This is a genomic window from Shewanella sp. Isolate7, assembly GCF_022398425.1.
Lineage (GTDB): Bacteria > Pseudomonadota > Gammaproteobacteria > Enterobacterales > Shewanellaceae > Shewanella.
Genome location: NZ_JAKEVJ010000004.1, coordinates 14,824 through 40,037 on the forward strand (window position 1 = coordinate 14,824; position 25,214 = coordinate 40,037).

A 25,214-nucleotide genomic window follows, 5' to 3' on the forward strand; every position below is an offset into this window, starting at 1 on the left:
ATGGGCTAATGGCCTGCCAGACAGGCGATGAACACCTTATTTTACTGGCGCATTTTTCAGGAGTTAGTTAGCGTATGGCAGCTTATTTTTCCCTTATCCTGGTCTTGGTGACCCTAGGCAGCGGCCTGATCTGGATGTTCGATGCCTTAGTCTTAGCGCCTAAGCGTCAGCAGAAGCTGACCCTGGCACAGGCGGCCAACCAGGAGATTAGCGAAGAGAGCGCCGAAAAAATCGTGCGTGAGTCGACTATTGTGGAGACCTCGCGTTCTATTTTTCCGGTCATCGCTTTCGTGTTGATCCTCCGCTCTTTTATTTACGAGCCTTTCCAGATCCCTTCGGGCTCTATGATGCCAACCCTGTTGGTGGGCGACTTCATCCTGGTGGAGAAGTTTAGCTATGGGTTGAAAGACCCCGTGTGGCGTAACGAGCTTATCGAAACGGGTAAGCCGCAGCGTGGTGACGTGGCGGTATTTAAATACCCAGAAAACCCTCAGATCGACTACATCAAGCGTGTCATCGGCCTGCCGGGCGATCGCATCGTCTATCGCAACAAGGATCTCTATCTTCAGAAAGCCTGTCCCGAGGGGCAGAGCGAGTGTCCTAAGCTCGAGAAGATAGCACGCGTCGGTGTCAACCAAGGCGAATTTACCCAGGATAATATCCCGCTGCTGCGTTACAAGGAGCAGCTGGGCGAGGTGACTCACGATATCCTGATCAACCCAGGGCGCGGCGAGCCGACCTCTTATTATTTCCGTGAGGGCAATCTGGCGGTGGGCGAGTTTATCGTGCCCGAGGGCCAGTATTTCATGATGGGCGACAACCGCGACAACAGCACCGACTCACGCTTCTGGGGCTTCGTGCCCGAGGCCAACCTGGTGGGTAAGGCCGTGGCGATCTGGATTAGTTTTGAATTTGAGCGCAAGCCGTCGGACTTTTTACCCACTTGGGTGCCGACCGGCGTACGCTTTAACCGTGTAGGCGGAATTGTGTAGATGGAACCCATTAAGAATCTACCGCGTTTGGGTAGAATATTAGGCTATCAATTTCAGCAGATTGAGCTGCTAGAGCAGGCGTTAACGCACCGTAGTGCGGCCAGCAAACATAACGAGAGACTGGAGTTCTTAGGCGACTCGATCCTCTCAATCGTCATCTCAGACGCCCTGTATCATCAGTTTCCCAAGGCGACCGAGGGCGATCTGAGCCGGATGCGCGCCACACTGGTGTGCGGCAAGATGCTTGCGGAGGTCGCCAAAGAGTTCAAGCTCGGCGATTACCTCAAACTGGGTCCTGGTGAGCTCAAGAGTGGTGGTTTTCGCCGCGAGTCTATCCTGGCCGATGCTATGGAGGCGATTATCGGTGCCATCTATCTGGATGCCGATATCGAGACTTGCCGTGCTTTAGTACTAAACTGGTATAAGAGCCGCCTTGCGGTGATCGAGCCGGTGAATCAGAAAGATCCCAAGACCCTGCTGCAGGAGCACCTGCAGGGATTTAAACAGCCGCTCCCTGTCTATACCGTGGTGAACATCAGCGGTGAGGCCCATGCGCAAACCTTCACGGTAGAGTGCAAGGTGGAGCAGCTAAAAGAGGCCGTTGTCGGCGTGGCGAATTCCCGCAGAAAGGCGGAGCAGATTGCCGCAGCAGAAGTGTTGGAGCGTATTAAGAAATGAGTAATAAACCCGAGCAGCCAGAAGGTGCACAAGAGCCGAGTCTAGACGAGCTGCTGGCGCGGATGAACAGTGGTCGCAGTGATAGCCAATATGAGGTGATCTACTGCGGCATGGTGGCGATTGTCGGTCGCCCTAACGTGGGCAAGTCCACCCTGCTCAATAAGTTGTTAGGTCAGAAGATCTCTATCACCTCCAAGAAGCCGCAGACCACACGTCATCGCATCATGGGGATCCACACAGAGGGCCCTCGTCAGGTGGTGTTTATTGACACCCCTGGTCTGCATATCGAAGAGAAGCGCGCCATCAACCGTCTGATGAACCGCGCGGCCTCTAGTTCGTTGGCCGAGGTGAGCCTGGTGGTGTTTGTGGTCGATGGTCTTAACTGGACCGCCGACGATGAGATGGTGCTGAAGAAGCTCCATAGCCGCGACGATGGCCGCAAGACGATTCTGGCGATCAACAAGGTGGATAACATCAAGGACAAAGAGGCGCTATTCCCGCATCTGCAGGAGTTGTCGGCCAAGTTTGAATTTGATGAGATCTTGCCGATCTCGGCAACCCACGGCACCAATGTGCAGCGCATCATGGAGCTGGCGCTGGAGTCTGTGCCCGAGTCGCCGCACTACTTCCCGGAAGACTATGTCACCGACAGATCCCAGAAGTTTATGGCCTCCGAGATCGTACGCGAGAAGTTGATGCGTTTCCTCGGCGACGAGCTGCCCTACGACGCCACAGTGGAGATTGAGCAGTTTAAGATGATGGAAAATGGCGTCTATCAGATCAACGCCTTGATCCTGGTGGAACGTGAGACCCAGAAACGCATGGTGATCGGCAACAAGGGTGAACGTATACGCACCATTGCGACCCAGGCGCGCCAGGATATGGAGGTCTTGTTCGACAACAAGGTGTTCCTCGAGGTCTGGGTGAAGGTCAAGTCGGGCTGGGCCGATGATGAGCGCGCCCTGCGTTCATTAGGCTATGGCGAGAGCTAAGTCGGCAGGTTAATGTTAAGCCGAGATCGTCACGCTATTGTTGTGGTTGTCTCGGCTTTTTTGTCAGCATTGTTTTTGGTAAACAGGGATTAAGGAAGCGGGCAATGCACAGGGGCTATGTACTGCACACCCGTCCCTATCGGGAGTCGAGCGTGCTGGTCAATTTGTTGGTCGACGGCCAGGGCCGGGTCGATGCCGTCGCGCGCCTGGGCAGTGGCAAAACTTCTATCAAAAGCATACTGCAACCCTTTCAGCCGCTGCTGTTTCAGCTGTCGGGCCGAAGCAGCCTCAAGAGCCTGTATCAGATCGAGGCGGCAAGCCCAGCAGTCCCCCTCAGCGGCAGCGACAGCTTTGCCGGACTCTATCTCAACGAACTGTTAGTGCGCTGCCTCTCGGTCGAGCATGGTGCAGAGCAGTTCTTCTTTACCTACCACAAGACCCTGATGGCCATGGCGGCCGACTTCAGCGAGGCGCAGCTCAGGCAGTTTGAGCTGGCGCTGCTCAAGGAGCTTGGTGTGATGCCCTCGTTGAATCTCGATATCGATGGCAGTCCTATCGAAGACGACTTCTACTATCGCCTCTTATCGGAAGAGGGTTTTAGCACGGCCCTTGGGCCCAAGCCTAACCATTTTAGCGGCGAGATGCTGCGGGCCTTAGAGGAAGATAAGCTGGATGAGGCCGACTTTAAACAAGCTAAGTTGCTGATGAGGCAGCTGCTGTCGCCCTTGCTGGGTGACAAGCCGCTCAAGTCGCGTGCCCTGTATTTAAAAGGCAACAAGCCATCGAGCTACAGCAAGTAGTTGCTAGTGGCACTTTAGCAATTTCATCTGGTGTTTTCCTTGTGGCCTTCCCTTAACCTTGAGTAAAATAGGCGAAAACTCCAATCGCGACACTCTACACTTAAGGACTTTCCATGAGCCGTATTCATCTAGGCGTTAATATCGATCACATTGCCACCTTACGTCAGGCCCGTGGGACCAGCTACCCGGATCCTGTGCACGCCGCGGCGGTCGCCGAGCATGCCGGCGCCGAAGGCATTACCGTGCACCTGCGTGAAGATAGACGTCACATCTGCGACAGAGACATCTATCTGTTGGCCAAGACCATCAAGACGCGCATGAACTTCGAGATGGCGGTGACAGATGAGATGCTGGATATTGCCTGCGAGGTGAAGCCTGCCTATGTCTGCCTGGTACCGGAGAAGCGCGAAGAGCTGACCACGGAAGGTGGCCTGGATGTGGCGGGGCAGCAGGAGAAGATCCGCGCCGCGGTCGAGCGTTTAACTGCGCTAGGTATCAAGGTGTCGCTGTTTATCGATGCCGATCAGACGCAGATCGATGCAACCGTCGCCGTGGGCGCCCCCGTCATCGAACTGCACACAGGCTGTTATGCCGACGCCGAGACAGATGCCGAGCAGGCCAAGGAGCTGGCGCGCATCACTGAGATGGCTAGCTACGCACATGGTAAGGGGCTGGTGGTTAACGCGGGTCACGGTCTTCACTATCACAATGTTAAGCCTATAGCGGCGATTCCCGAGCTTTATGAGCTTAATATCGGCCATGCCATCATCGCCCGCGCCGCTATCGACGGTCTGGATAAGGCGGTGCGCGACATGAAGCAGCTGATGATCGAAGGCCGTAGCGGTCAGTAAGCTAAGGGTCTGTAAGACGAGCAATTGGTTGGGCAGATGAAGAGGGAGTGCTTATGTTAGTCGGCTTAGGTACGGATATCGTCGAGATAGCGCGTATCGCCAACAAGGTGCCTGAGGCCGGTGATGAGGCGGCATTGGCTAAGTGTCCGCTGGCTAAGCGTGTGCTGACCCAGGTTGAGATGGCGATATTTCTCGCTTCCTCTCAGCCCGGTCGCTATTTGGCAAAGCGGTTTGCCGCCAAAGAGGCGGCCGCTAAGGCGCTGGGCACGGGAATTGGCCGCGGCGTCTCCTTTCAGCATATCGAGGTAAGCAACGATGCCAATGGTGCGCCGCTTATCAGCTTTCGCGATGGTGCGGCCGAGCGATTAGCCCTGCTCGGGGCAAGCCGCGCCCACATCTCTATCGCCGACGAGAAGCACTACGCGACGGCCACGGTTATTATAGAAACTGTTTAATTGATGTTGCGCGCATCGCCGTTTAACTCCCCGTCTGTGTTTCCCATTGTGATTGAGTCTCGTCGGAGCCTGCCGTTTTAAGGTTCCAGGCGAGTGTCGTTGCCGTCGATTTCTCTCCGGTTTTGCGCTGGCAAGTGTTAATAAAATGTTTTAGGTTAGGCTAACTGAGACGAACGTCACATTTAGCCTGCCGGCCAATCATAGCGGTTAGTGCAATCGGGCTGGCTTTCGTCTCGCAATATGAAAAGATGATGGAGCCGAGTCATGAAATCTGCGATCGAGCAGCTATCCACCTATAAGAGTGTTCACCTCAACCCCACCAACATAAAGACGCACTTTGTCGGCATACCGCTGATCATCTGGGCGGCCTTTGTGATGTTAAATACCATCCCCTTCAGCCTATACAGTTTCGACTCCACAGGGCTTGAGCTGAACGTGGCAGTGCTGTTTGCCTGCGGCGTATTACTCTATTATTTTGCCCTGCATGCCAAGCTGGCACTGGGACTGGTGCTATTTATCCTGCCCGTGCTCTACACCTCTTCGTTTGTATCACGAATGGAGCAGGCCTGGCCCATCGCCATCAGCGTCTTCGTCATTGGCTGGGTTTTTCAGCTGATCGGCCACAAGTATGAGAAGGCGAAGCCGGCCTTTATCGATGATCTTAACCAGCTACTGATTGGCCCTTTCTTCCTGATGGCAGAGCTCTACTTCATGCTGGGGCTGGAGCGGGACTTGGATGAGGCGATAACGCCACTGGCAAGAGACAAACGCCGGGCGTTGACTCAGGCGCAGAAGAGCGGGCAATAAACGTTTCGGCTAATTAAAAAGGCGCCTGAGGGCGCCTTTCTTGTGAACTGATGATCAGCTTCGACTGCCCTTGGGCGCCTTGTAGTGCTGGGGCATCACCCGCACCGTTTTCACCATGTTGTCGGCCACCTCGACCACCTCGAGTGGATAGCCATACAGGCGCATTGAGGTGTTAGGCTCAGGGATCTCCTCGAGATATTCCAATATCAGGCCGTTAAGTGTCTTGGGGCCGTCGATAGGGAAGTGCCAGTCCATCTCCTTGTTGAGATCGCGGATGTTGATGGTGGCGTCGATGAGGAAACTGCCATCTTGCTGCTTGTTGATATCCTCGCTAGGGGTAGTGATCATCGAGGTGGTAAAGTCGCCGACGATCTCCTCGAGAATATCTTCGAGGGTCACCAGACCCTGAATATCCCCATACTCGTCCACCACCAGGCCGATGCGCTCCTTATTCTGCTGGAAGTTGGCCAGCTGCACATTAAGGGGCGTGCCCTCAGGGATGAAGTAGATCTCCTTTACCGCGCGTAGCAGCGATGACTTACTAAACTGCTGCTTGGATTGTAGGCGCAGGGCGTCTCTTAGGTGAACGAAGCCGACGGCATCGTCGATATTGTCGCGGTAGAGCAGCACCCTAGTGTGTGGGCTCTGAATCACCTGCTTGTTGATACGGCTAAAGTCATCGTTGACGTTGATGGCATAGAGGTCCGAGCGGGGGATCATGATGTCCTCCACAGTGACCTTTTCAAGATCCATGATAGAGAGCAGCATCTCTTGGTGGCGCTGAGGGATCAGGGCGCCGGCCTCATGTACCACGGTGCGCAGCTCTTCCTGACTCAGGGCATCATCGGCCTTCACTGAGCGGATCCCCAGCAGTCGCAGGAAGGTGGAGGTGATAAAGTTAACTATCTTCACCAGGGGAGAAAGCACCACCAATAAGGCCTTGAGCAATATGCTCGAGGGGAAGGCGATACGTTCAGGGTGTAGGGCGGCGACGGTTTTGGGTGTCACCTCGGCAAACACTAGCACCACCAAGGTGAGCACACCCGTGGCAATGGCAACCCCCACGTCACCAAATAGGCGAATCCCCAAGATGGTGGCAATTGCCGAGGCGAGGATGTTTACCAGGTTGTTGCCGATCAGGATAAGGCCGATCAGCCTGTCCGGGCGCTCTAGCAATCTGATGGCACGTTTGGCGCCCTTGTGGCCATTGTTGGCAAGATGACGCAAGCGATAGCGGTTGAGCGACATCATGGCGGTTTCAGAGCCGGAGAAATAGGCGGAGATGACAATGAGTACGAACAGGATGATGACAAGTACGCTGGTGGATATAGCTTCCAATCAGTGGCCCCACTTTGGCGTTGATGAGTAAGAAAAGCGTTAAGATTTAGTAAATACAGCGATTTGGGCTGTGAGTCAAGTTCACCTAGGTCGCACTTTAGTCCATCTTGACCTAGGTGAAGCAAGCTGTGATTAGCGTGTTTGGCCTATTGCAGGATCAACTCTTTGACGATGCGGGCGCCGAAGTAGGCTAGCGATAGCAGGGTGGCGCCTGTCAGGGTATAGGCCACGGCGGTACGGATCTTACAACCTACCCAGTACTGCTGTGCCAGCATGGCAATATAGGTAAACCAGGCCATGATAGAGAGTATCGCCTTATGGCCCTGGCCGTCGGCAAACATATCGTCGAGGAAGATAAAGCCGGTTGCCAGTGAAAGGCTCAAGAGCACCACGCCGATGATCACCAGATGATAGAGCTGCTTCTCTACCGTCATCAGTGGTGGAATCGCCGGGCTCAGCATCAGCTGCTTCTTCTTCAGCTTATTCTGAATCATGGCCAGTTGGATGGCATAGAGGGCCGCTATCATCAGGGCGCTGTAGGCCATTAGCGACAGTACCACGTGCGCCAACACCTCGGGGTAGAGCTCGAAGTGGATGATATATTTAGGTGGTAATAGCCACAGCAGAGCCACCGAGATGACCGAGCAGGCGTAGACCACAGGCACAACCACTATTACCTTGAGGCGGAACATCAAGATGGTAAAGGTGAAGGCGATGATCCAGTTCACCATGGAGATCACATTGGTCAGGCTAAAGTTTTGACCGTCGCCGGTGAAGATGGCCTGAGACAGGGCGGCGGCATGGAGCACCACGGCCACGGCGGCGAAGGCGGCAACGGCTTTACGGTTAGGGCCATCGGCATGAAACAGTCGACTGATGACCAAGACGAGCGCGATACTGTAGAAGAAAATGGCTGAAGCCGAAAAAATCACCATCGAAAATTAACCTATCGTTATGTGAGCTTTCTTGTGGTTATCGACGCGCGTGAGGCGGTCGAGTTTTTATCCTTAGTTGATCGTTAGAATAACACGATGGATGCTATTTTGGGCAGAGGCTTTACACACAAAAATTAGCACTTTCTGAGCGTTACTCCTAAGTTTTGACATTTTTATCCTATGGCAGTTAACTTGCCAAAGCCATAACTTACGCTGTGCGGTAGCATAATATCTGTGCATCGCTATAATACTGGCCCAATCATGTAAATTCTAAACGGTAAAGAACGCGATAATGTTTGAGAACCTCACCGACAGATTATCACGCACCCTGAAAAATATTAGCGGTCGTGGTCGCTTAACAGAAGACAATATTAAAGAAACGTTACGCGAAGTGCGCATGGCGCTGCTGGAAGCCGACGTCGCCTTGCCCGTTGTACGCGCCTTCGTTAACAGCGTTAAAGAGCGTGCCGTAGGCCAAGAGGTCACCAAGAGCCTGAGCCCAGGCCAGGCCTTCATCAAGATCGTCCAGAGTGAGCTCGAAAGCGCCATGGGCGAAGCCAACGAGGCGTTGAACCTCTCGGCGCAGCCACCTGCGGTGATCATGATGGCTGGCCTGCAAGGTGCGGGTAAGACAACCAGTGTCGCCAAGCTGTCTAAGTTCCTGCGCGAGAGACAGAAAAAATCTGTGCTGGTGGTCAGTGCCGACGTCTATCGTCCGGCGGCGATCAAGCAGCTGGAAACCTTGGCCAATGAGGTCGAGGTCGAGTTCTTCCCATCGGATGTATCACAAAAGCCTATCGATATCGTCGATGCGGCCATGGCTCACGCCAAGCTCAAGTTTATCGATGTGGTGATCGTCGATACCGCGGGTCGCCTGCATGTCGACGAGAGCATGATGGAGGAGATCAAGGCGCTGCATGCGGCGGTCAATCCGGTAGAAACTCTGTTTGTGGTCGATGCCATGACGGGTCAGGATGCGGCCAATACCGCCAAGGCCTTTAACGAAGCCCTGCCGCTAACCGGTGTGGTACTGACCAAGGTCGACGGTGATGCCCGCGGTGGTGCGGCGCTGTCGATTCGTCACATCACAGGTAAGCCGATTAAGTTCCTCGGTGTGGGCGAGAAGACAGATGCGCTCGAGCCTTTCCATCCCGATCGCGTCGCCTCGCGTATTCTGGGCATGGGTGACGTGCTCTCCTTGATCGAAGAAGTCGAGCGCGGCGTCGACAAAGAGAAGGCGATGAAGCTGGCCTCTAAGGTCAAGCAAGGCGGCAGCTTCGATTTGGAAGACTTCCGTGAGCAGCTGCAACAGATGAAGAACATGGGCGGCATGATGAACATGCTCGAGAAGCTGCCCGGTGTAGGTCAACTCCCTCCAGAAGCCCTGGCTCAAGTGCAGGACGGCAAGCTAACCGGGCAAATGGAGGCTATTATTAACTCCATGACGCCAGGCGAGCGTAAGCGTCCAGAGATCATCAAGGGATCTCGTAAGCGTCGTATTGCCATGGGTTCAGGCACCCAGATCCAGGACGTCAATCGTCTGCTCAAACAGTTTACTCAGATGCAGAAGATGATGAAGAAGATGTCGGGTAAAGGTGGCATGAAGAAGATGATGCGCGGCATGAGTGGTATGCTGCCTCCCGGGATGAAAATGCCCGGACGTTAATCGTCTGACTTTGTATAGATTTAGCTAAGTCCATTAAGGGTTTTCGACCCTTGGTGGGCTTGCTATTTTTGCGTGAAAAACGTTGCATTTGTCGCCGGTTCAGGTAGAATCGGGCGGCTTTCTATCTGGGACTCTTCGCGAACACGGGGTTCCAGTTTTTATTTTTGCCCTATTTAAAGGGTAAATCATTAGAGGATAAAAGACGCATGGTTACCATTCGTTTAGCTCGAGGCGGCGCAAAAAAGCGTCCATTTTATAACATCGTTGTTGCTGACAGCCGTAACGCTCGTGACGGTCGTTTCATCGAACGTGTTGGCTTCTTCAACCCTGTTGCTCGTGGTCAAGAAGAAGCTCTTCGCTTAGATCTTGATCGTGTAGATCACTGGGTTGCTAACGGTGCAGCTACTACAGATCGCGTAGCGAAACTGATCAAAGACGCTCGTAAAGCTGCTGCTTAATAGCGTTTAGGTATAGATTGATGAGTAGTCACCAAGAACCTGTCGTACTGGGCAAATTAGGCGCTAGTCACGGCATTAAAGGTTGGTTGAAGATCACTAGCTATACCGATTCTGTCGAAGATATTTTTGACTATTCACCTTGGTTGATTAAAGAGCAAGGCGAATGGCGCGAAGTCAAGGTTGCACAGTGGCGTTACCAAGGTAAGGCGATTATCGCCGCCCTGGAAGGCGTAACCACTCGAGACCAAGCGCAAATGCTCACTAACTGTGAGATTGCCATTCCCGCCGAGGCGATGAAGGAGCTGCCGGAAGATGAATTCTACTGGCGTGATCTTATCGGCTGTGAGGTGGTGAATACTAAAGGCTACAACATGGGCAAGGTCGACCAGATCGTGGAAACAGGATCGAACGACGTGCTACTTGTGAAGGCCAACGCGAAAGATGGCTTTGGCAAAACGGAACGTATGATTCCTTTTGTTACCGAGCAGTTCATCCTCGAGGTGAATCTGGCGGAAAAACAAATTTTAGTGGATTGGGATCCGGACTTCTAAGTCGAGGGGCAACAGATGTGGTTAGGGGTAGTCACCCTGTTTCCAGAGATGTTTCGTGCCGTAACAGACTTTGGTGTAACGGGTCGGGCCGTAAGTAACGGTTTGTTAGAGTTGCAAACGTGGAATCCTCGCGATTTCACCCATGATAGACATAGAACAGTGGACGACAGGCCTTATGGCGGCGGACCTGGCATGTTGATGATGGTGCAGCCTCTACGTGATGCCATCCACGCAGCGAAAGCCGCTGCGGGTGATGAGGCTAAGGTGATTTATCTTTCTCCTCAGGGACGCAAGCTGACTCAGCAGGGCGTCGAAGAGTTAGCTAAATCGGAGCGTTTGATTTTAGTGTGTGGTCGTTACGAAGGTATCGATGAGCGCATTATTCAGACGGAAGTGGATGAAGAGTGGTCGATTGGAGATTACGTGCTCTCGGGCGGTGAACTTCCTGCGATGACGCTGATCGATTCGGTTTCACGTTTGGTTCCAGGTGTTCTTGGAAAGCAGGCGTCGGCAGAGCAGGATTCCTTCTCTGACGGATTACTGGATTGTCCCCACTATACTCGCCCCGAAAGCCTAGGTGGTATCGATGTTCCGGCAGTGTTACTTAGTGGCAACCACGAAAATATTAGACGCTGGCGATTGCAGCAGAGTCTCGGAAGAACTTTACTGCGGCGACCAGAATTATTTGAAAATCTAGCTCTGACTGACGAACAAACCAAGCTATTAGCCGAGTTTGTTAATGCCGCCCAAGCTGGCGAGTAAAAGTGGTCAGTTATTACTAGTATGGAGTTTATTCATGAATAACATCATTAAAATGCTCAACGATGAGCAAATGAAGCAAGACGTACCAGAATTTGGTGCAGGTGACACAGTAGTTGTTAAAGTACGTGTTGTAGAAGGCGGTAAAGAGCGTCTACAGGCGTTTGAAGGCGTTGTTATCGCTAAGCGTAACCGTGGTTTACACTCTGCATTCACAGTTCGTAAGATCTCTAATGGTGAAGGTGTTGAGCGTGCGTTCCAAACTCACAGCCCGCTCATCTCTAGCATCGAAGTTAAGCGTCGCGGCCGTGTTCGTCGTGCTAAGCTTTACTACCTACGTGAGCGTTCAGGTAAGTCTGCACGTATCCGCGAGAAGCTTGCTAAGTAAGCTATCGCTAAAACGTAAAAAAAGATGCAGTGTTCGCACAATGACCCGCCTTATGGCGGGTTTTTGTTTTTAGCGGCACAGTAATACCAATCGTAATAAACAATTGATCATTCTAGCTTGTTAAAACGCTCAATAACTGTATTAGTATTTTTAATTCTAGAATAACTACTTATCTAAAAATCCTGCTTTGTTCTCAAGCGTTTTTTCTGCGCAATTTCTGATCACATGTTTGCTGTGATTGGTATAATTCCTCTCGTGTTGTCCCTTTTAATTGCGTCATCCTTTCACCCTCGTAGCGATCAATCTTCTCTCTTTAGCTGCAATTAAAGCTCTCTTCTCTTCACGTTTTCGGCTTTCATCGTGAATTCTGTTTGAAAAGTAAATTTCTACTTGATCTAAATTTATGCAGCAGGCATAGTTAGCTCACAGGTGTAATGGTGTGCCATTACAATATTGCATTTTAGAGAAGACACACTAGGTTGGTGACAGGTATGCAGCAAGATACGATTAATAACGTTCACATCAGCTCGGAGAAGGTGCTGGTGACCCCGGAAGAGTTAAAACGACAACTGCCCCTGTCGACTGCCGCCTATCACTACGTACTCAATGCACGCCGCACTGTGGCGGACATAGTACACAAGCGAGATAATCGCGTACTCGTGGTCAGCGGGCCTTGCTCTATCCACGATATCGCCTCGGCCAAGGAGTATGCGCTGCGCCTCAAGACGCTGCACGATGAGCTCAAAGACGAGTTCTTCATCCTGATGCGCGTCTACTTCGAGAAGCCTCGCACCACGGTGGGCTGGAAGGGAATGATTAACGATCCCGACATGGATGAGTCCTTCGATGTCGAGAAGGGCTTACGCCAGGCGAGAGAGTTGATGATCTGGTTGGCGGAACTGGGTTTGCCGGTGGCCACCGAGGCGCTGGATCCCATCAGTCCGCAATATATTTCTGAGTTGGTCACCTGGTCGGCCATCGGCGCGCGCACCACAGAGTCTCAGACCCACAGGGAGATGGCCTCGGGGCTCTCTATGCCGGTTGGCTTCAAGAACGGTACTGACGGCAAGCTAGGGGTGGCGATCAACGCGCTGCAGTCGGCGGCCAGTAGCCACAGATTCATGGGGATCAACCAGGCGGGGCAAGTAGCCTTGCTGCAAACTGCGGGTAACCCGGATGGTCATGTGATCCTGCGTGGCGGTAAGACGCCTAACTATGATGCGGCGAGCGTCGCCGAGTGTGAGCAGCAGCTGCATGCGGCCAAGCTCAACGCCAGACTGATAGTGGATTGCAGTCATGGCAACTCGAGTAAAGATCATACTCGGCAGCCGAGTGTCTGTCAGGATGTGTTCGAGCAGATCGCCAACGGCAACAAGTCGATCATTGGTGTCATGCTGGAGAGCCACCTCAATGAGGGCAACCAGAGCAGCGATAAGCCGATGAGTGAGCTGGCCTACGGGGTATCGGTTACCGATGCCTGCATCGACTGGCAGACCACAGAGGATCTCCTGCGTCAGGGGGCCGCACAATTGGCATCGGTTTTACCCAGCAGATTTGCTATGCTCAAGGCGGTTAATGCCTGATGGAAAGTGCGCAAATGAGTGAGAAAACCACCAAAGAGCTTGAAAAATTAAGAGAACATATCGACAGCGTCGATCAACAGCTGTTGCATCTGCTGCGTAAGCGCCTGGATCTGGTGGCCCAGGTGGGTGGCGTCAAGCATGCGGCCGGGGTGCCCATCTATGCGCCTCAGCGTGAGGCCTCCATGCTGGCCAAGCGCCGAGAGGAGGCGGCTAAGATGAATGTCTCGCCTCAGCTGATCGAAGATATTCTGCGTCGCCTGATGCGCGAGTCTTATCTCAACGAGAAGGATGTCGGTTTCAAGCAGGTGAAGACAGATCTGGGCCATGTGGTGATCGTCGGTGGTCAGGGAAAGTTAGGTGGCCTGTTTGCGCAGATGCTGAGCCTGTCCGGCTATCAGGTGAAGTCTCTGGATAAAGATGACTGGCAGCACGCCGAGGCGATATTCGATGGGGCAGGGCTGGTGATCGTCACTGTACCTATTAGCATTACCTGTGAGCTTATTCGCGACAAGCTGACCAGCCTGCCAGCAAATTGCATCCTGGCGGATCTCACCTCTATTAAGGAGAAGCCACTCGATGCGATGTTAAGCAGTCATCAAGGCCCAGTGGTGGGGCTGCACCCCATGTTCGGCCCGGATGTCGGCAGCTTGGCCAAGCAGGTGGTGGTGGTGTGTCATGGTCGAGGCCAAGAGCAATATGAATGGCTGCTTGAGCAGATTGGCATATGGGGCGCGCGCCTCGTCGAGGCCGATGCTCAGCAACACGACAAGGCGATGCAGCTGGTGCAGGCGATGCGCCACTTCTCATCGTTCGTCTATGGCCTGAATCTCTATCGTGAGGCGGCCGATATTGACAATCTACTGCAGTTCAGCTCGCCCATCTACCGGCTCGAACTGGCTATGGTCGGGCGTCTGTTTGCCCAGAGTCCTGAGCTCTATGCCGACATCATCTTCGCCCAGCAGGAGAGCCTGACGGCAATAGGGGATTATCTGGATAACTATTCCCAGGCTCTCGAATTGCTGAAACGCGGCGACAGGCAAGGCTTCATTCGTGAGTTCGAGGCCGTGGCGGCCTGGTTTGGAGATTTCGCACCGCAGTTCCAGCGTGAGAGCCGCGCCATGTTGCAATCGGTCAATGATATGAAGACCAGCTAATCGATATTACTGATTAAAGCTCCCTGGCGGCGCCCGAGTGCCCTGACACTCAGGGCGCCGCTTTTTATTTGGCAGCCCAAACCGGCTAATAGCTTGTTTTAAAATATCTTTACCATAATTTTTAACAAGTTAGTTTCGCAATTGCTAATTTGATCCGCTTCATAATTTCTCACATTGCTGTCAATTTTATCTTCTGTGAGTGTCATTAGCACAGTAGACTGCGCCAAAACATGTAAAGAAAAAGCATGATTAAATAAAGGAGCAGTGTTGTGTTTTGTATTCAGTGTGAGCAAACCATTCGTACCCCGGCCGGTAACGGCTGTAGCTATTCTCAAGGTATGTGCGGCAAGTTAGCTGCGACCTCAGATCTACAAGATCTATTGATCTACATCTTACAAGGCGTGTCGGCCTACGCCGAGAAGGCGCGCGCGTTTGGCATCATAGACCCGGCCATCGACACCTTCGTGCCTAAGGCGTTCTTCGCCACCCTGACCAATGTGAACTTCGACGATGAGCGCATCATAGAATATACCAAGCAGGCCTACGCCTATCGTACTCAGCTACAGGCGGCCTACGAGGTGGCATGTAAGGAGCAGGGGCAACCAGTTGAGACACTGATCCCTGCGGCCAGTCTGGTGCTGGCCAGCGTGAAAGAAGAGATGTTGGCCCAGGCCGCTCAGGCGATCCCGAATCGCGGAAAAGATGCGGTCGATGAGGACATCATGGGTCTGCGTCTATTGTGTCTGTACGGTTTGAAGGGCGCGGCGGCTTACATGGAGCATGCGCGCGTGTTGGATCAGACTGACGCTGAGGTGGCAGCTAAGTTTCATCAGATCATGGCATTCTTGGGCTCAGACTCTGTCGATGCCGACAAGTTGTTTGCCACCGCCATGGAGATTGGCCAGCTAAACTACAGCGTGATGGCCATGTTGGATAAAGGGGAAACCGAGGCCTTCGGTCACCCTGAGCCGACTCAGGTCAACACGGTTGCGGTGAAGGGCAAGGCGATTCTGGTGTCGGGCCACGACATGAAAGATCTCGAGCTTATCCTGCAGCAGACCCAAGGTAAGGGCATCAACGTCTTTACCCATGGTGAGATGCTACCGGCGCTGGCTTATCCCGAGTTGAAGAAGTATCCCCACCTAGTCGGTAACTACGGCAGTGCGTGGCAAAACCAGCAGAAAGAGTTCGCTAACTTCCCTGGTGCGGTGGTGATGACCTCTAACTGTATTATCGATCCTAACGTGGGCGAGTATGCCGACCGTATCTTTACCCGCAGCATAGTGGGTTGGCCGGGCGTGACCCATATCGTGGGGGATGACTTCTCTGCGGTGATCGATAAGGCCTTAGCGCTTGAGGGCTTTGCCTATGATGAGATCCCCCATCACATCACCATAGGTTTTGCTCGCAATGCGTTAATGGCAGCCGCGCCTGCCGTGGTGGAGAACGTCAAGAATGGTGCGATTAAGCACTTCTTCCTGGTGGGTGGTTGTGACGGTGATAAGGCCGAGCGTAGCTACTTTACCGATATCGCCAAGGCGGCACCTAAGGACTCCATTATCATGACCTTAGGTTGTGGTAAGTATAAGTTCAACAAGCTCAGCTTCGGTGATATCAATGGTATTCCACGCCTGCTGGATATTGGTCAGTGTAACGATGCCTACTCGGCGATTCAGCTAGCCATCGCACTGTCAGAAGTGTTCGAGTGTGAGATCAACGAGCTGCCGCTGAGTCTGGTGCTCTCCTGGTTCGAACAGAAGGCGATCGTTATCCTGCTGACCCTGTTATCACTGGGCGTGAAGAATATACGTACGGGCCCAAGTGCACCGGCCTTCTTAACGCCAAACCTGCTTAAGGTGCTGGAAGATAAGTTTGGTCTGCGTAATACCACCACGGTAGAGCAAGATCTGAATGCCATTTTAAACGTCGCTTAAAATGTCCCCAACGCCCACGGCAGTGTCGTGGGCGTTTTTTATTTTTGGTGAGTCGCCCATGAATCAACAAGATTATCAATCACCCAACTGGCAGGCTGGCGAGATAAGGCTAGTCTGTGTCGAGCGCTGGCAGGAAACCCATGATGTGACCAGCTTTCGCTTTCAAGGCGCCCAGCCCGTTAAATTTCATTTTAAGCCCGGGCAGTTTATCACCTTCCTGCTGGATATCGCTGGCGAGCGCCTTGCCCGCAGCTATACCATCTCCTCGTCGCCCTCTCGTCCTTACTCCTTGGTGGTGACCATTAAGCGTATTCCTGGCGGGCGCGTCTCAAACTACCTGGTCGATAACTTACAGGCGGGGCATAGTGTCAATGTGAGCGGCCCGGCTGGTGCCTTTAACCTGATCGATATTGCCGCCGATAAGTATCTTTTCTTGAGTGCCGGCAGTGGTATTACGCCCATGTACTCCATGTCGCGCTGGCTAACCGACACCCAGGTTGGCAGCGATATCGCCTTCGTGCACAGTGCCAAGGCGAAGGAAGATCTGATCTTCCACGACGCCCTGCTGAAGATGGAGCAGCGTCATCCAAATATGGCATTGCACTATAGTCTGGAATCGGCCGAGACGCTTGAGGCCTGCTCAAGCTTCGCAGGAAGGCTAAGCTTAGCCATGTTCGCCGAGGCTGTGCCCGATTTTCTCGAGCGAACCGTGTTCGTCTGTGGCCCGGAGCCTTATATGCAGGCGGCTAAGACTATGCTGCAGGACGCAGGTTTCGACATGAGTCGTTATCATCAGGAGAGCTTCGGCGCGCCCACCTCATCGCCTGCATCGCAAGTTGAAGGTCTAGGGGATGACGCGGCCTTCATGCTGCAAATTGGCGATGTCTCCACGCCGCTAAACGAAGCACAGACGGTACTCGAAGGGATAGAGGCCAAAGGCCTGCCCATTATCGCCGCCTGCCGCTCGGGCGTCTGCGGCGCCTGTAAGTGCCAGGTGTTAAGCGGGGAGACAGAGTCCAGCAGTGAGATGACACTGACGCCAGCCGAGGTAGAGCAGGGCTTTATTCTTGCCTGCTCGACGCGAATAAGATCCGACGTGACGCTTGCCTTGGGTTAAGGTTGAAAGGCTAAGCGCGTTAGGTTTGGCTTAGTGATAAGGGGGCTTTTTAAGAAGGGGATACGGTCGTAAGATTTGCGCTATGGGCGATGACACAGTATGGTTAATGTGAGGGTTAGGCGAATGGCATCACGCTGGCTTAGCCCAATTCTTAGACCCTTTGTGTGGAGCGCCCTCATGGTATCGACTACGTCACAGCCTGTCGTTATAGACGACCATAGCCTTGGCCATCTCCTTTATGCCCTGATGTCGGCCTTTCCGCTTTTGTTATTGCCGCCTCTGTTTGCCTTGCTTATTAGCCTTGGGCAGAAGGGCGACAAGATGAGTAGTCTGCTCTATTCCCATATTCGTTGGCAGCGTTGGTCGATTATCTCGCTGTTTTCGCTTCTGCTGCTGGCCTACTTAATACCTCAAGCCTGGTTGGCCGTCAGCCTGTCACTGCTGGCTCTGCTGTGGTTTTGTCATCGAACCATCAAAGGCTGGATGAACCTGGTCGATGGCCTGGCGATTTAAATGTATGGGTAAATAAAAAGAGGACCTATGGTCCTCTTTTTTGTTTATAGATGCGCTCTGGTGTCTGTTAATAAGCCAGCCGTTAGTCGCGGTAGAGACGAGCCAAGATGTCGCTATGGGCATTCAGCTGCTGGGGATCGCTCAGGTCCAGCACCAGGCCGTCAGCCTTAAGGGCCCTTGCAGCACTGGCCTGGCTAGCGAGTTCATCTTGCTGACAGGCATAGCGGGTATTGATGATCACCGGCAGGTGGCTCTTCTCTTTCAGGCTGATGAGCCCGGACAGATCTAAGGTCGGCCGCTGCTGCTCGTTGAAGGTTCTGATTCCGGCTTCACTCAAGATCACCTGCTGATTACCTGCGGCCAATATGGTCTCTGCACCGCCCAACCATTCATCCAGGCTGGCCATAGTGTTGCGCTCTAAGATAACCGGCATGTGCAGCGCACCGACCTGTTCGAGCAGATCGCGATTGTGCATCTGCTTGCCACTGATCTGCAGCATATCGGCATGATCAACGGCCAGCGGGAGTTCGCTCTCATGCTCGATGGCGACGATACAGGCCAGATCAAACTGGCTCAGGGCTCTGCGCATCTCGCTCAGCAGGCGGTTCGCCATGGGGTTGGCATTTAACTCACTAACGATCACGGCCTGGAAACCCGCCTCTTTTATCTGCTTGGCCAGCTGGCTGTAGTGGCCAGGCTCTTGAGTCAGACTCAGCTGTGCCATGGCGCCAAACTGACCGTCACCTATCTGTAGCTGTCTTGTGACAACGCTGGTTATCTGTGGATGTTCGGCCAGGCTATGACGTAGATGTTTGGCGTCCTGTTTCTCTCTTGCCTGTTGGTCGGCTTCGCGGCTGGTGGTGGGCTCTATCATCAGCTGACTGTTGCTCAGCTGGGTTGGGTTGACGGTTTCGCAGGGGTAACAGCCAAGTACCTTGATGAAGCGGGTAATACGTTCCAGCTCCTTTAACGCCTGCTGCATCTGGTCGCTGGCAAGGTTGGCGTCAAGGTCCAGGTAGAACATCTCCTCCCAAGGGGTACCTGGGATAGGGCGGGATTCCAGCTTGCTCATGTTGAGATCATGGGCCTTTAAGATCAGCAAGGCTTCTACCAGGGCGCCGGGTTTCTGCCCCGTAGCCATGATAAGCGTGGTCTTGGCCGGTAGCTGTTCGGGCACCGCAATGGCCTTTCTGGCGACGACGATAAAACGGCTTTGGTTGATCTTCTGGTTGGCCAGCTCGCGCTCGATGGCCTCGAGTTGATACAGGGCACCGCCTTCGACGCTGCCGATAGCGGCGACGCTGTTATCATCGGCCTCGAGCACACGCTCCATGGCCTCGGCGCTGCTGGAGCAATATTCCAGTTTGAACTCGCCATGTTGACTCAAATAGCGACTGCACTGGCTGATAGGCTGAGGATGGGCATAGATGGTTTTGATCTGCTTAACCTGAGTGCCAGGCTTGGCGAGCAGGCAATGGCCCACCTCTATGGTGGTTTCACCTACGATGGCCAGGCTGGTGTGTTGCAGCACATCATAGACCTCGTTGATCGAGCCTGAGGAGGTGTTTTCGATCGGCAGGAAGCCGTAGTCGGCGTGACCCGATTCCACCGCCTGCACTATCTCATCGAAACTCTTACAACCCAGATCCTGCATGCCGACCTGACGGCGCTCGCAGTAGCGAGTGGCAGCGAGATAAGAGTAGGAGCCACGCGCGCCTAAGTAGGCGATGTTGTATTGCTGTTTCTGCAGGTCAGGGTTGGCGCGGCCTTGAAGGTAGGCTTGTTGGTTTAATACCGAGTCTTCGATGATGCTTTGATAGAGTGAGAGGACATAGTGAGCGTCGAGTCCCTGCTCGCGTCCCTGCTTAACCAGTCTGGCCAGCAGCTCTTTCTCTCTTTGGGTGTCGCGAATCGGGCGAATATCGACCTCTTTACTGCGGGCGACATCTAAGCTCAGTGCCCGTCGTTTGGCCAGCAGTGCCAGCAGTTCATTGTCGAGCGCGGTGATCTGTTCCCGGGTATGGTTAAGGGGATGTGGTTTGGTCATGCTGTCCTCTGTCGTTGAACGCTTCTCGATTATTCATGCAAATAAAAAAGCCCCCCATAAATGGGAGGCTCTGGAATTCTTACTTTCGTTTTTACACCGAAATTCCGCCTCCCTAGAAGGGTGGAATAAAAAAGAAAGTAAAAAAAGCGTTGGTGTTGGTTTTCATAGTCTTCAAATTAAGCCTTGCTCTAAACCCTGTCAATCAAAAAAGGGATAAAGTGAGAATTTATCTCTGTGGTAATAAGAGCCCCGCATGAGCGAATTGACTTGCCATAAATAGAAAGCGCACCTCTTTGGGTGCGCCGGGAGAGTAAAAGATCAGAATTTAAGATGGGGCATCCTCCTTTGCTTGTCGCCTGCAGATGAAAAGACTGCAGCAGGTGATAAGGGAGAGGCAGCGGGCTAATCGACTAGCGGTGATCCAATGGCCTGTTAACGTCTATTACGTTGGTTTGCCTTAATTGGCTATCTGGCTGCCTCAGTTACGGAAAAAGCACTCAATATTAAAATGGGACTGCGCTCCTTTCTCACTCGTTAGGGTGCTAGGCTTCGAGATTATCTTAGCGGCAACCCTATGGCCTGCTGGGGACGACTTGTTTGGCGCTATGCCTATTTCCTATTTGGGCTAATCTTAAGCCTTAGGTTGTGTGAGTCGCCTTCAATAAATCAAACGTGAAAGTTAATGTCTTGCGTTTGGTGAATGTGACCTCTTACTCCTTCGTTGGCTTGCTTTCGATACCAGAGACGGCGCTTAATAGTAAGTATAACAAGGGCGGACAACATAGCTAGTTCGTTAGCTGAGTTCCACGGCTTCTCATTGAATGCCTGTGGCTGATGTGGTTGTCCGTCCTCGTCTCTTGCCTGTCGCTGTACCTCGATTTAGGTGGCGATTTAACTTTCCACCAAGTTTGGGTAAGTGGCTTTTGTGCCAGTTCGTTAGCGTTCGTTCCTCGGCCTATGCCTGAGGCGATGATTCGCCACTTACCGTTAATCTGTTACGCCGCGTATTCCTCATCTAATGTTTCGTCATACTCGTCGTCGATATCGGCGCTTTCTGGCGTTGGGCTCATCGCTGGAGCCGTGTAGCGAGCTCCTTCCGGTTTGTGGCTGAGGCGATTGAGCTGTTTCTCCAATTTTTGACCCATTGCATTGATTGCTGCATAGAGATCTTTGTCTTTCGCCTGAGCAAATAAGGTGTTGCTTGGTATACCGACTGAAGCTTCTATCTTAAACCCTTGCTTCTCTTGACCTATGATTACATGTGGATTAATGAGCTGTACATCGTGTCTACTTAGTTTTTCTAAACGGCTCTCGATACGTTCACGGATAGGAGTGGTGACTTCGAAATCTTTACTTGTAATCTTTATCATATGTCGAACCTTTCGTTGTTTCCTTGACTTCAGATTACCAATTCAGCCCTTAGAAAACGTGATCCAGATCAACTTTTTGCTGCCATTATTTTCCGTTCGTTGGTTATTTGAGCCCTTAGACAAAATTGTAAAATAAACATTAGGAATGGCTTGTTTTTATCAAATTTAGGCTGCATATTTGACTGGATAACACTGCTTACATAAATCTATTTGCCTCTCCCCATCGCTTCAAATATCATCAATTTCATTATTTTCTAAAGTGATGAGTTATAAGATGTCCTCAGTAGAAAACCCTCAGTCTGCCCAGATAAAAATTAAGGTATGGGATCTGCCTACGCGCCTGTTTCATTGGACCATGATAGCGCTGCTCGGCGGTTTGTGGTGGAGCGCCGAGATGGGGGAGATGCAATGGCATCAGGTGTTTGCCTACGGGCTAATGATCTTGATCGGTTTTCGAATTCTTTGGGGAATCGTTGGCAGTGAGACGTCGCGCTTTAGCCATTTTGTGAAATCGCCGACTCAGGTACTTGCCTATGTCAGGCAGCCCCAGCGCCGTAGCATTGGCCATAATCCTCTGGGGGGCTATATGGTGGTGGCGATGATCTTGGTATTGGTGGCGCAGCTCACCACAGGACTATTTGCCACAGATGAGGTCTTTACCGAAGGGCCGCTATACGCTTATGTAAGTAGCGACACGGCCGGAACCTTGACCTGGCTGCATAAGCAGAATTTCAATTTACTCCTTCTACTGGCGGTTTTGCATATTCTTGCAGTGGTCTGGCACGGCATTAAAGGCGACAAACTGGTAGGTGCCATGATCACCGGCTATAAGAACGTCAATAGCGAGAGCGTTACCGAGTTTAAGTTTCGCTCGGGCTTGATGGCCCTGGCACTTGTGGGGGTGCTAGCAGGCCTAGTAGTGAACTATCTGATTTGGCCCATTGCGGCCATGCTGTAGGGCGATGGCTAACGGTAAAAGTTAGGCTAGAGAAACAGGATAAGAAAAGGGGAGCTTAATTGGCTCCCCTTTTTTATTGGCTCTCGATATTGGTCGTCAATATCCGTCTTGTTATTAGTCTTTCTTGTAGACGTCGTGACAGCCTTTACAGCTCTTACCTGTATTCATGAAGGCTTGCTTTATCGCATTTTTATCGTCCGATTGCGCGGCAACGGCAAGTTTGGCGGCGTTGTCTTGGAAAGTGCTCATCTTAGCGTCGAAATCGGCTTTGTCGCTCCAGATCTTCGCCAGTGCGCCCGTGTCGCCCTTGTCAGAACCGGCAACGAAACCTTCTGCTGGCAGCTTGCTTAGTGCGGCAACGTTTTGCGCGCGCATGGCAAAGACTTCGGCGTCGAATGGCTTCTTGCCCTTAAGCATGGCGCCCATGTCGCCAAAGTTGTGAGCGATCAGGCCAAAAGCAGACTGACGATAATGAATGGCGTCGTCTGACTCTTTGAAGTTATTGGCTTGTACCGCTGTGGCCAGTAAGGCACTGCCGGCTAGGGCGAGCAGGCTTAATTTAAACTGTTTTTTCATGGCAATCATTCTCACTACTTTGTGGATTTATGTGATCTAACGCAAACATTCTAATCGTAATTAACTATCAGATACTATAGATTTTTCTTTAAAACGACGGCCAAAATGTTGCCGAATGTGTCTAACTCTTAAACGCCTGACTCATCGCATCTACTGGTTCGATAGCCAGCGCGGCAGATTTCTTGGTACACTTCGATGTACTGGTAGGCTATGACAGCTTAGGAGCTAAAGTGCGCGCAAACTGGGATCTGGTTTTAGAAAAAGTGGTCAATCATCAAGACACCGATGCCTTGATGGATCTGTTCGATCTACTGCTCACCGAGGAGGAACGTAGCGCCATCGCCGGGCGGCTGAAGGTGTTTCAAGCCCTGCTCTTGGGAGAGATGAGTCAGCGACAGATCGCCGCCGAATTCGAGATCAGTATTGCCACCATCACACGTTGTTCTAACTACCTTAAGCATATGCCCACGGCTCAGCGCGAGCGTATCAAGGCGCTCATTATCTAGTTAGATCACCCGTATTGGCTTCGGTAGCTGGTGCTTACGATAGCTGCGGCGCTGGGCCAGACGAAACAGTGCGTAACAGACTAGCCCCGCGCCTGCAAACGAAAGATAGCTGGAGTCGCTGTGGCGAAAAACAAACAGGGCGCCCAATAGATAGGCGTAAGGCAGCAAATTGTAGAGCGCATCGGGCCAGATGCCTTGCTTACGACGACTCGGTTTATCGCTGCGTCGATTCTGTGAGCGCATGTTGAAGATACGTGCGCCGAGCAGGAAGATAATCACGCCTAAGAGCACTGGAAGGAGGGCCGGACTCATCAGTATGGTCGTTGCTGCGATGAGCAGGTAGATGGCAGGCAGTTTTTCATAGATGGGCTGAGCAACCATTTCGATATCCTTATCGTTTATGCCAATAGTAATAAATAATTGATCATGCTAGCTTGTTAAAACGCTCGATAACTGTATTAGTATTTTTAATTGTAGAATAACTACTTATCTAAAAATCCTGCTTTGTTCTCAAGCGTTTTTCCTGCGCTATTTCTGAGCACATACTTACTGTGATTGGTATTATACGCAGCTAGCTGAGGTTGTCTTGAGCATAAAATAAAAAAGTCGGCATCACCTAGTAAAAGGTGGCCGACTCGATTCAGAATCCTACCTGAGATTGACGCCTAAGCGTCAAATTAAGGCTTTAGGTTGAGCTACTTGAGGTTGAGCTGCTTTAGCTTAGTGCTGGCAGCCGCAACCGCCGTTGCCGTCACAACCTTCTTTGGCTGGCTTCTCAGGATCTTCGCTACAGCATCCGCCTTGATGATCATGACCTTCGCCACCACAGCAACCACCTTCGTGGCTATGCTCGTGGCTGCCACAGCCGCCAGCCGCATGGATGTGGCCATGGGCGATCTCTTCGGCGCTGGCATCACGAACCGAAATCACTTCGACGGTGAAGTTAAGGGTTTGACCCGCTAGTGGGTGGTTACCGTCAACCACGACGACATCGTCTTTCACTTCGGTCACTTGTACCGGACGCTGGCCCATCTCTGTTTCGGCGATGAAACGCATGCCAGGTACGATATCTTCGATATCGCCGAAGGCTGCTAATGGGACATCTTGACGTAAACCATCGTGGTAAGGACCGTAAGCCTGCTCGGCTTCTACGGTAACTTCAAGCTTGTCGCCAACACTTTTGCCTTCGAGTGCCTGCTCAAGGCCTGGGATCATGTTTTCTGCACCATGAAGGTATAGCATTGGCTCACCTTCAAATGAACTCTCGATCAACTCGCCTTGCTGGTTCGTTAAGCGGTAATGGATGCTAACAGCTTTGTGTTGGGTGATTATCATATCGCCTCCAATTCAGAATGTGGCGGCATTTTAGCTCGCTTTGTTGGCCTTGGCGATGACCTAGCGCAGCTTCTTGAGGGAAAATGGGTAAATTTTTTTTCATCAGGCCAGGTGCTGTGAGAGGTGAGGTAAGGGGAATTGTTTCTCTTTGATTGTTTATTCACTATTTCTGGAAAAATATTTTGTTTTGTTGGGGGCTTAACTTGCAAGTTAATCGTCGATTTCTGGTCTCTTTTCCCTGTCAGCTTGTTAGCACTGGTAAAGCCTGGGTTTATACCTTGCAAAAGTTCATCTTTAACGCTTATCGCTATGTTTATTAAGTGTTTATTTAATGGTTTTGATGGGCGGGGTACTGATGGGCTATTTAGCCTGTCATTCCCTTTGTTCACTTAAATCTACGCCTTGTTATTTCATTTTAGCGTTTGCAGCGTCGAAGATGCTGAAACTGTAT

General features: G+C 52.2%; 26 protein-coding genes and 1 other annotated feature. Of the genes, 19 read left to right on the forward strand and 7 right to left on the reverse strand.

Going from position 1 to position 25,214, the window contains the following annotated elements; translation table 11 throughout:
- Positions 1–74: 74 nt before the first annotated feature.
- The 7 genes from lepB to L1D47_RS01645 all read left to right on the forward strand — a co-directional run bounded on the left by lepB (position 75) and on the right by L1D47_RS01645 (position 5,575).
- Complete coding sequence (gene lepB / locus L1D47_RS01615) at positions 75–992, forward strand: signal peptidase I (RefSeq protein WP_239882294.1); 918 nt, start codon at positions 75–77, stop codon at positions 990–992.
- Entirely contained in the window at positions 993–1,670 is a 678-nt protein-coding gene (rnc, locus tag L1D47_RS01620) for a ribonuclease III (RefSeq protein ID WP_239849844.1), read from the forward strand.
- Positions 1,667–2,662: a GTPase Era gene (gene era / locus L1D47_RS01625; RefSeq protein ID WP_239882295.1), complete on the forward strand. Its 996-nt coding sequence runs from the start codon at positions 1,667–1,669 to the stop codon at positions 2,660–2,662. Before rnc ends, era begins: the two co-directional genes overlap by 4 nt.
- A gap of 104 nt (positions 2,663–2,766) precedes the next feature.
- Positions 2,767–3,462, forward strand: coding sequence for a DNA repair protein RecO (gene recO, locus L1D47_RS01630; protein ID WP_041510345.1), 696 nt, complete (start codon positions 2,767–2,769; stop codon positions 3,460–3,462).
- Positions 3,463–3,575: 113 nt separating this feature from the next.
- On the forward strand, positions 3,576–4,313 hold the full coding sequence (gene pdxJ / locus L1D47_RS01635; protein ID WP_041510367.1) for a pyridoxine 5'-phosphate synthase: 738 nt from the start codon (positions 3,576–3,578) through the stop codon (positions 4,311–4,313).
- A gap of 53 nt (positions 4,314–4,366) precedes the next feature.
- Positions 4,367–4,768 carry a holo-ACP synthase gene (gene acpS, locus L1D47_RS01640; RefSeq protein WP_041510368.1) on the forward strand — a complete coding sequence of 134 codons (402 nt, stop codon included), beginning with the start codon at positions 4,367–4,369 and terminating at the stop codon, positions 4,766–4,768.
- Between the two features lie 264 nt (positions 4,769–5,032).
- On the forward strand, positions 5,033–5,575 hold the full coding sequence (locus tag L1D47_RS01645) for an Mpo1-like protein (protein ID WP_041510369.1): 543 nt from the start codon (positions 5,033–5,035) through the stop codon (positions 5,573–5,575).
- A gap of 54 nt (positions 5,576–5,629) precedes the next feature.
- On the opposite strand, the gene L1D47_RS01650 is transcribed toward L1D47_RS01645, so the two are convergent.
- Positions 5,630–6,913 carry a CNNM domain-containing protein gene (locus L1D47_RS01650; protein WP_239882296.1) on the reverse strand — a complete coding sequence of 428 codons (1,284 nt, stop codon included), beginning with the start codon at positions 6,911–6,913 and terminating at the stop codon, positions 5,630–5,632.
- A gap of 146 nt (positions 6,914–7,059) precedes the next feature.
- A complete protein-coding gene (gene ccsA, locus L1D47_RS01655; RefSeq protein ID WP_239849850.1) occupies positions 7,060–7,848 on the reverse strand; it encodes a cytochrome c biogenesis protein CcsA in 789 nt (262 codons plus the stop codon).
- 292 nt (positions 7,849–8,140) lie between these two features.
- Here ccsA and ffh point away from each other — a divergent pair, with 292 nt between their 5' ends.
- From ffh to L1D47_RS01705, 10 genes are all read left to right on the forward strand, one after another.
- Entirely contained in the window at positions 8,141–9,514 is a 1,374-nt protein-coding gene (gene ffh / locus L1D47_RS01660; RefSeq protein ID WP_041510372.1) for a signal recognition particle protein, read from the forward strand.
- Positions 9,515–9,720: 206 nt separating this feature from the next.
- Positions 9,721–9,972, forward strand: a complete 252-nt coding sequence (rpsP, locus tag L1D47_RS01665; RefSeq protein WP_011864867.1) for a 30S ribosomal protein S16 — start codon at positions 9,721–9,723, stop codon at positions 9,970–9,972.
- A gap of 20 nt (positions 9,973–9,992) precedes the next feature.
- Positions 9,993–10,523 (forward strand): ribosome maturation factor RimM, encoded by a 531-nt coding sequence (gene rimM / locus L1D47_RS01670; RefSeq protein WP_041510373.1) that lies wholly within the window; start codon positions 9,993–9,995, stop codon positions 10,521–10,523.
- 15 nt (positions 10,524–10,538) lie between these two features.
- Positions 10,539–11,285, forward strand: a complete 747-nt coding sequence (gene trmD / locus L1D47_RS01675) for a tRNA (guanosine(37)-N1)-methyltransferase TrmD (protein ID WP_239882297.1) — start codon at positions 10,539–10,541, stop codon at positions 11,283–11,285.
- Between the two features lie 34 nt (positions 11,286–11,319).
- Entirely contained in the window at positions 11,320–11,670 is a 351-nt protein-coding gene (gene rplS, locus L1D47_RS01680; protein WP_011864870.1) for a 50S ribosomal protein L19, read from the forward strand.
- A 491-nt stretch (positions 11,671–12,161) separates the two neighbouring features.
- On the forward strand, positions 12,162–13,253 hold the full coding sequence (locus L1D47_RS01685; protein ID WP_239882298.1) for a 3-deoxy-7-phosphoheptulonate synthase: 1,092 nt from the start codon (positions 12,162–12,164) through the stop codon (positions 13,251–13,253).
- A 14-nt stretch (positions 13,254–13,267) separates the two neighbouring features.
- Positions 13,268–14,407, forward strand: a complete 1,140-nt coding sequence (tyrA, locus tag L1D47_RS01690; RefSeq protein ID WP_239882299.1) for a bifunctional chorismate mutase/prephenate dehydrogenase — start codon at positions 13,268–13,270, stop codon at positions 14,405–14,407.
- A 269-nt stretch (positions 14,408–14,676) separates the two neighbouring features.
- Positions 14,677–16,341 (forward strand): hydroxylamine reductase, encoded by a 1,665-nt coding sequence (gene hcp, locus L1D47_RS01695; RefSeq protein ID WP_239882300.1) that lies wholly within the window; start codon positions 14,677–14,679, stop codon positions 16,339–16,341.
- A 58-nt stretch (positions 16,342–16,399) separates the two neighbouring features.
- Positions 16,400–17,458 carry a hybrid-cluster NAD(P)-dependent oxidoreductase gene (locus tag L1D47_RS01700; protein ID WP_239882301.1) on the forward strand — a complete coding sequence of 353 codons (1,059 nt, stop codon included), beginning with the start codon at positions 16,400–16,402 and terminating at the stop codon, positions 17,456–17,458.
- A gap of 177 nt (positions 17,459–17,635) precedes the next feature.
- Positions 17,636–17,971: a hypothetical protein gene (locus L1D47_RS01705; protein WP_041510378.1), complete on the forward strand. Its 336-nt coding sequence runs from the start codon at positions 17,636–17,638 to the stop codon at positions 17,969–17,971.
- A gap of 82 nt (positions 17,972–18,053) precedes the next feature.
- Here the strand turns inward: L1D47_RS01705 and L1D47_RS01710 are convergent, their stop codons facing one another.
- A complete protein-coding gene (locus L1D47_RS01710; RefSeq protein ID WP_239882302.1) occupies positions 18,054–20,018 on the reverse strand; it encodes a chorismate mutase in 1,965 nt (654 codons plus the stop codon).
- A 40-nt stretch (positions 20,019–20,058) separates the two neighbouring features.
- Positions 20,059–20,179 (reverse strand) — a sequence feature (Phe leader region).
- Between the two features lie 834 nt (positions 20,180–21,013).
- Complete coding sequence (gene raiA / locus L1D47_RS01715; protein WP_041510380.1) at positions 21,014–21,388, reverse strand: ribosome-associated translation inhibitor RaiA; 375 nt, start codon at positions 21,386–21,388, stop codon at positions 21,014–21,016.
- Positions 21,389–21,662: 274 nt separating this feature from the next.
- On the opposite strand from raiA, the gene L1D47_RS01720 reads away from it, so the two are divergent.
- Positions 21,663–22,346, forward strand: a complete 684-nt coding sequence (locus tag L1D47_RS01720; protein WP_239882303.1) for a cytochrome b/b6 domain-containing protein — start codon at positions 21,663–21,665, stop codon at positions 22,344–22,346.
- Positions 22,347–22,460: 114 nt separating this feature from the next.
- Here L1D47_RS01720 and L1D47_RS01725 read toward each other — a convergent pair whose 3' ends face one another.
- The gene (locus tag L1D47_RS01725) at positions 22,461–22,922 is read right to left on the reverse strand and encodes a cytochrome c (RefSeq protein ID WP_041510549.1); all 462 of its coding nucleotides are present in this window, start codon (positions 22,920–22,922) and stop codon (positions 22,461–22,463) included.
- 230 nt (positions 22,923–23,152) lie between these two features.
- Here L1D47_RS01725 and trpR point away from each other — a divergent pair, with 230 nt between their 5' ends.
- On the forward strand, positions 23,153–23,428 hold the full coding sequence (gene trpR / locus L1D47_RS01730) for a trp operon repressor (protein WP_239882304.1): 276 nt from the start codon (positions 23,153–23,155) through the stop codon (positions 23,426–23,428).
- Here trpR and L1D47_RS01735 read toward each other — a convergent pair whose 3' ends face one another.
- Together L1D47_RS01735 and slyD are read right to left on the reverse strand one after the other, a co-directional pair.
- The gene (locus L1D47_RS01735) at positions 23,429–23,809 is read right to left on the reverse strand and encodes a hypothetical protein (protein WP_239882305.1); all 381 of its coding nucleotides are present in this window, start codon (positions 23,807–23,809) and stop codon (positions 23,429–23,431) included.
- 339 nt (positions 23,810–24,148) lie between these two features.
- The gene (gene slyD / locus L1D47_RS01740) at positions 24,149–24,763 is read right to left on the reverse strand and encodes a peptidylprolyl isomerase (protein ID WP_239882306.1); all 615 of its coding nucleotides are present in this window, start codon (positions 24,761–24,763) and stop codon (positions 24,149–24,151) included.
- Positions 24,764–25,214: the final 451 nt, after the last annotated feature.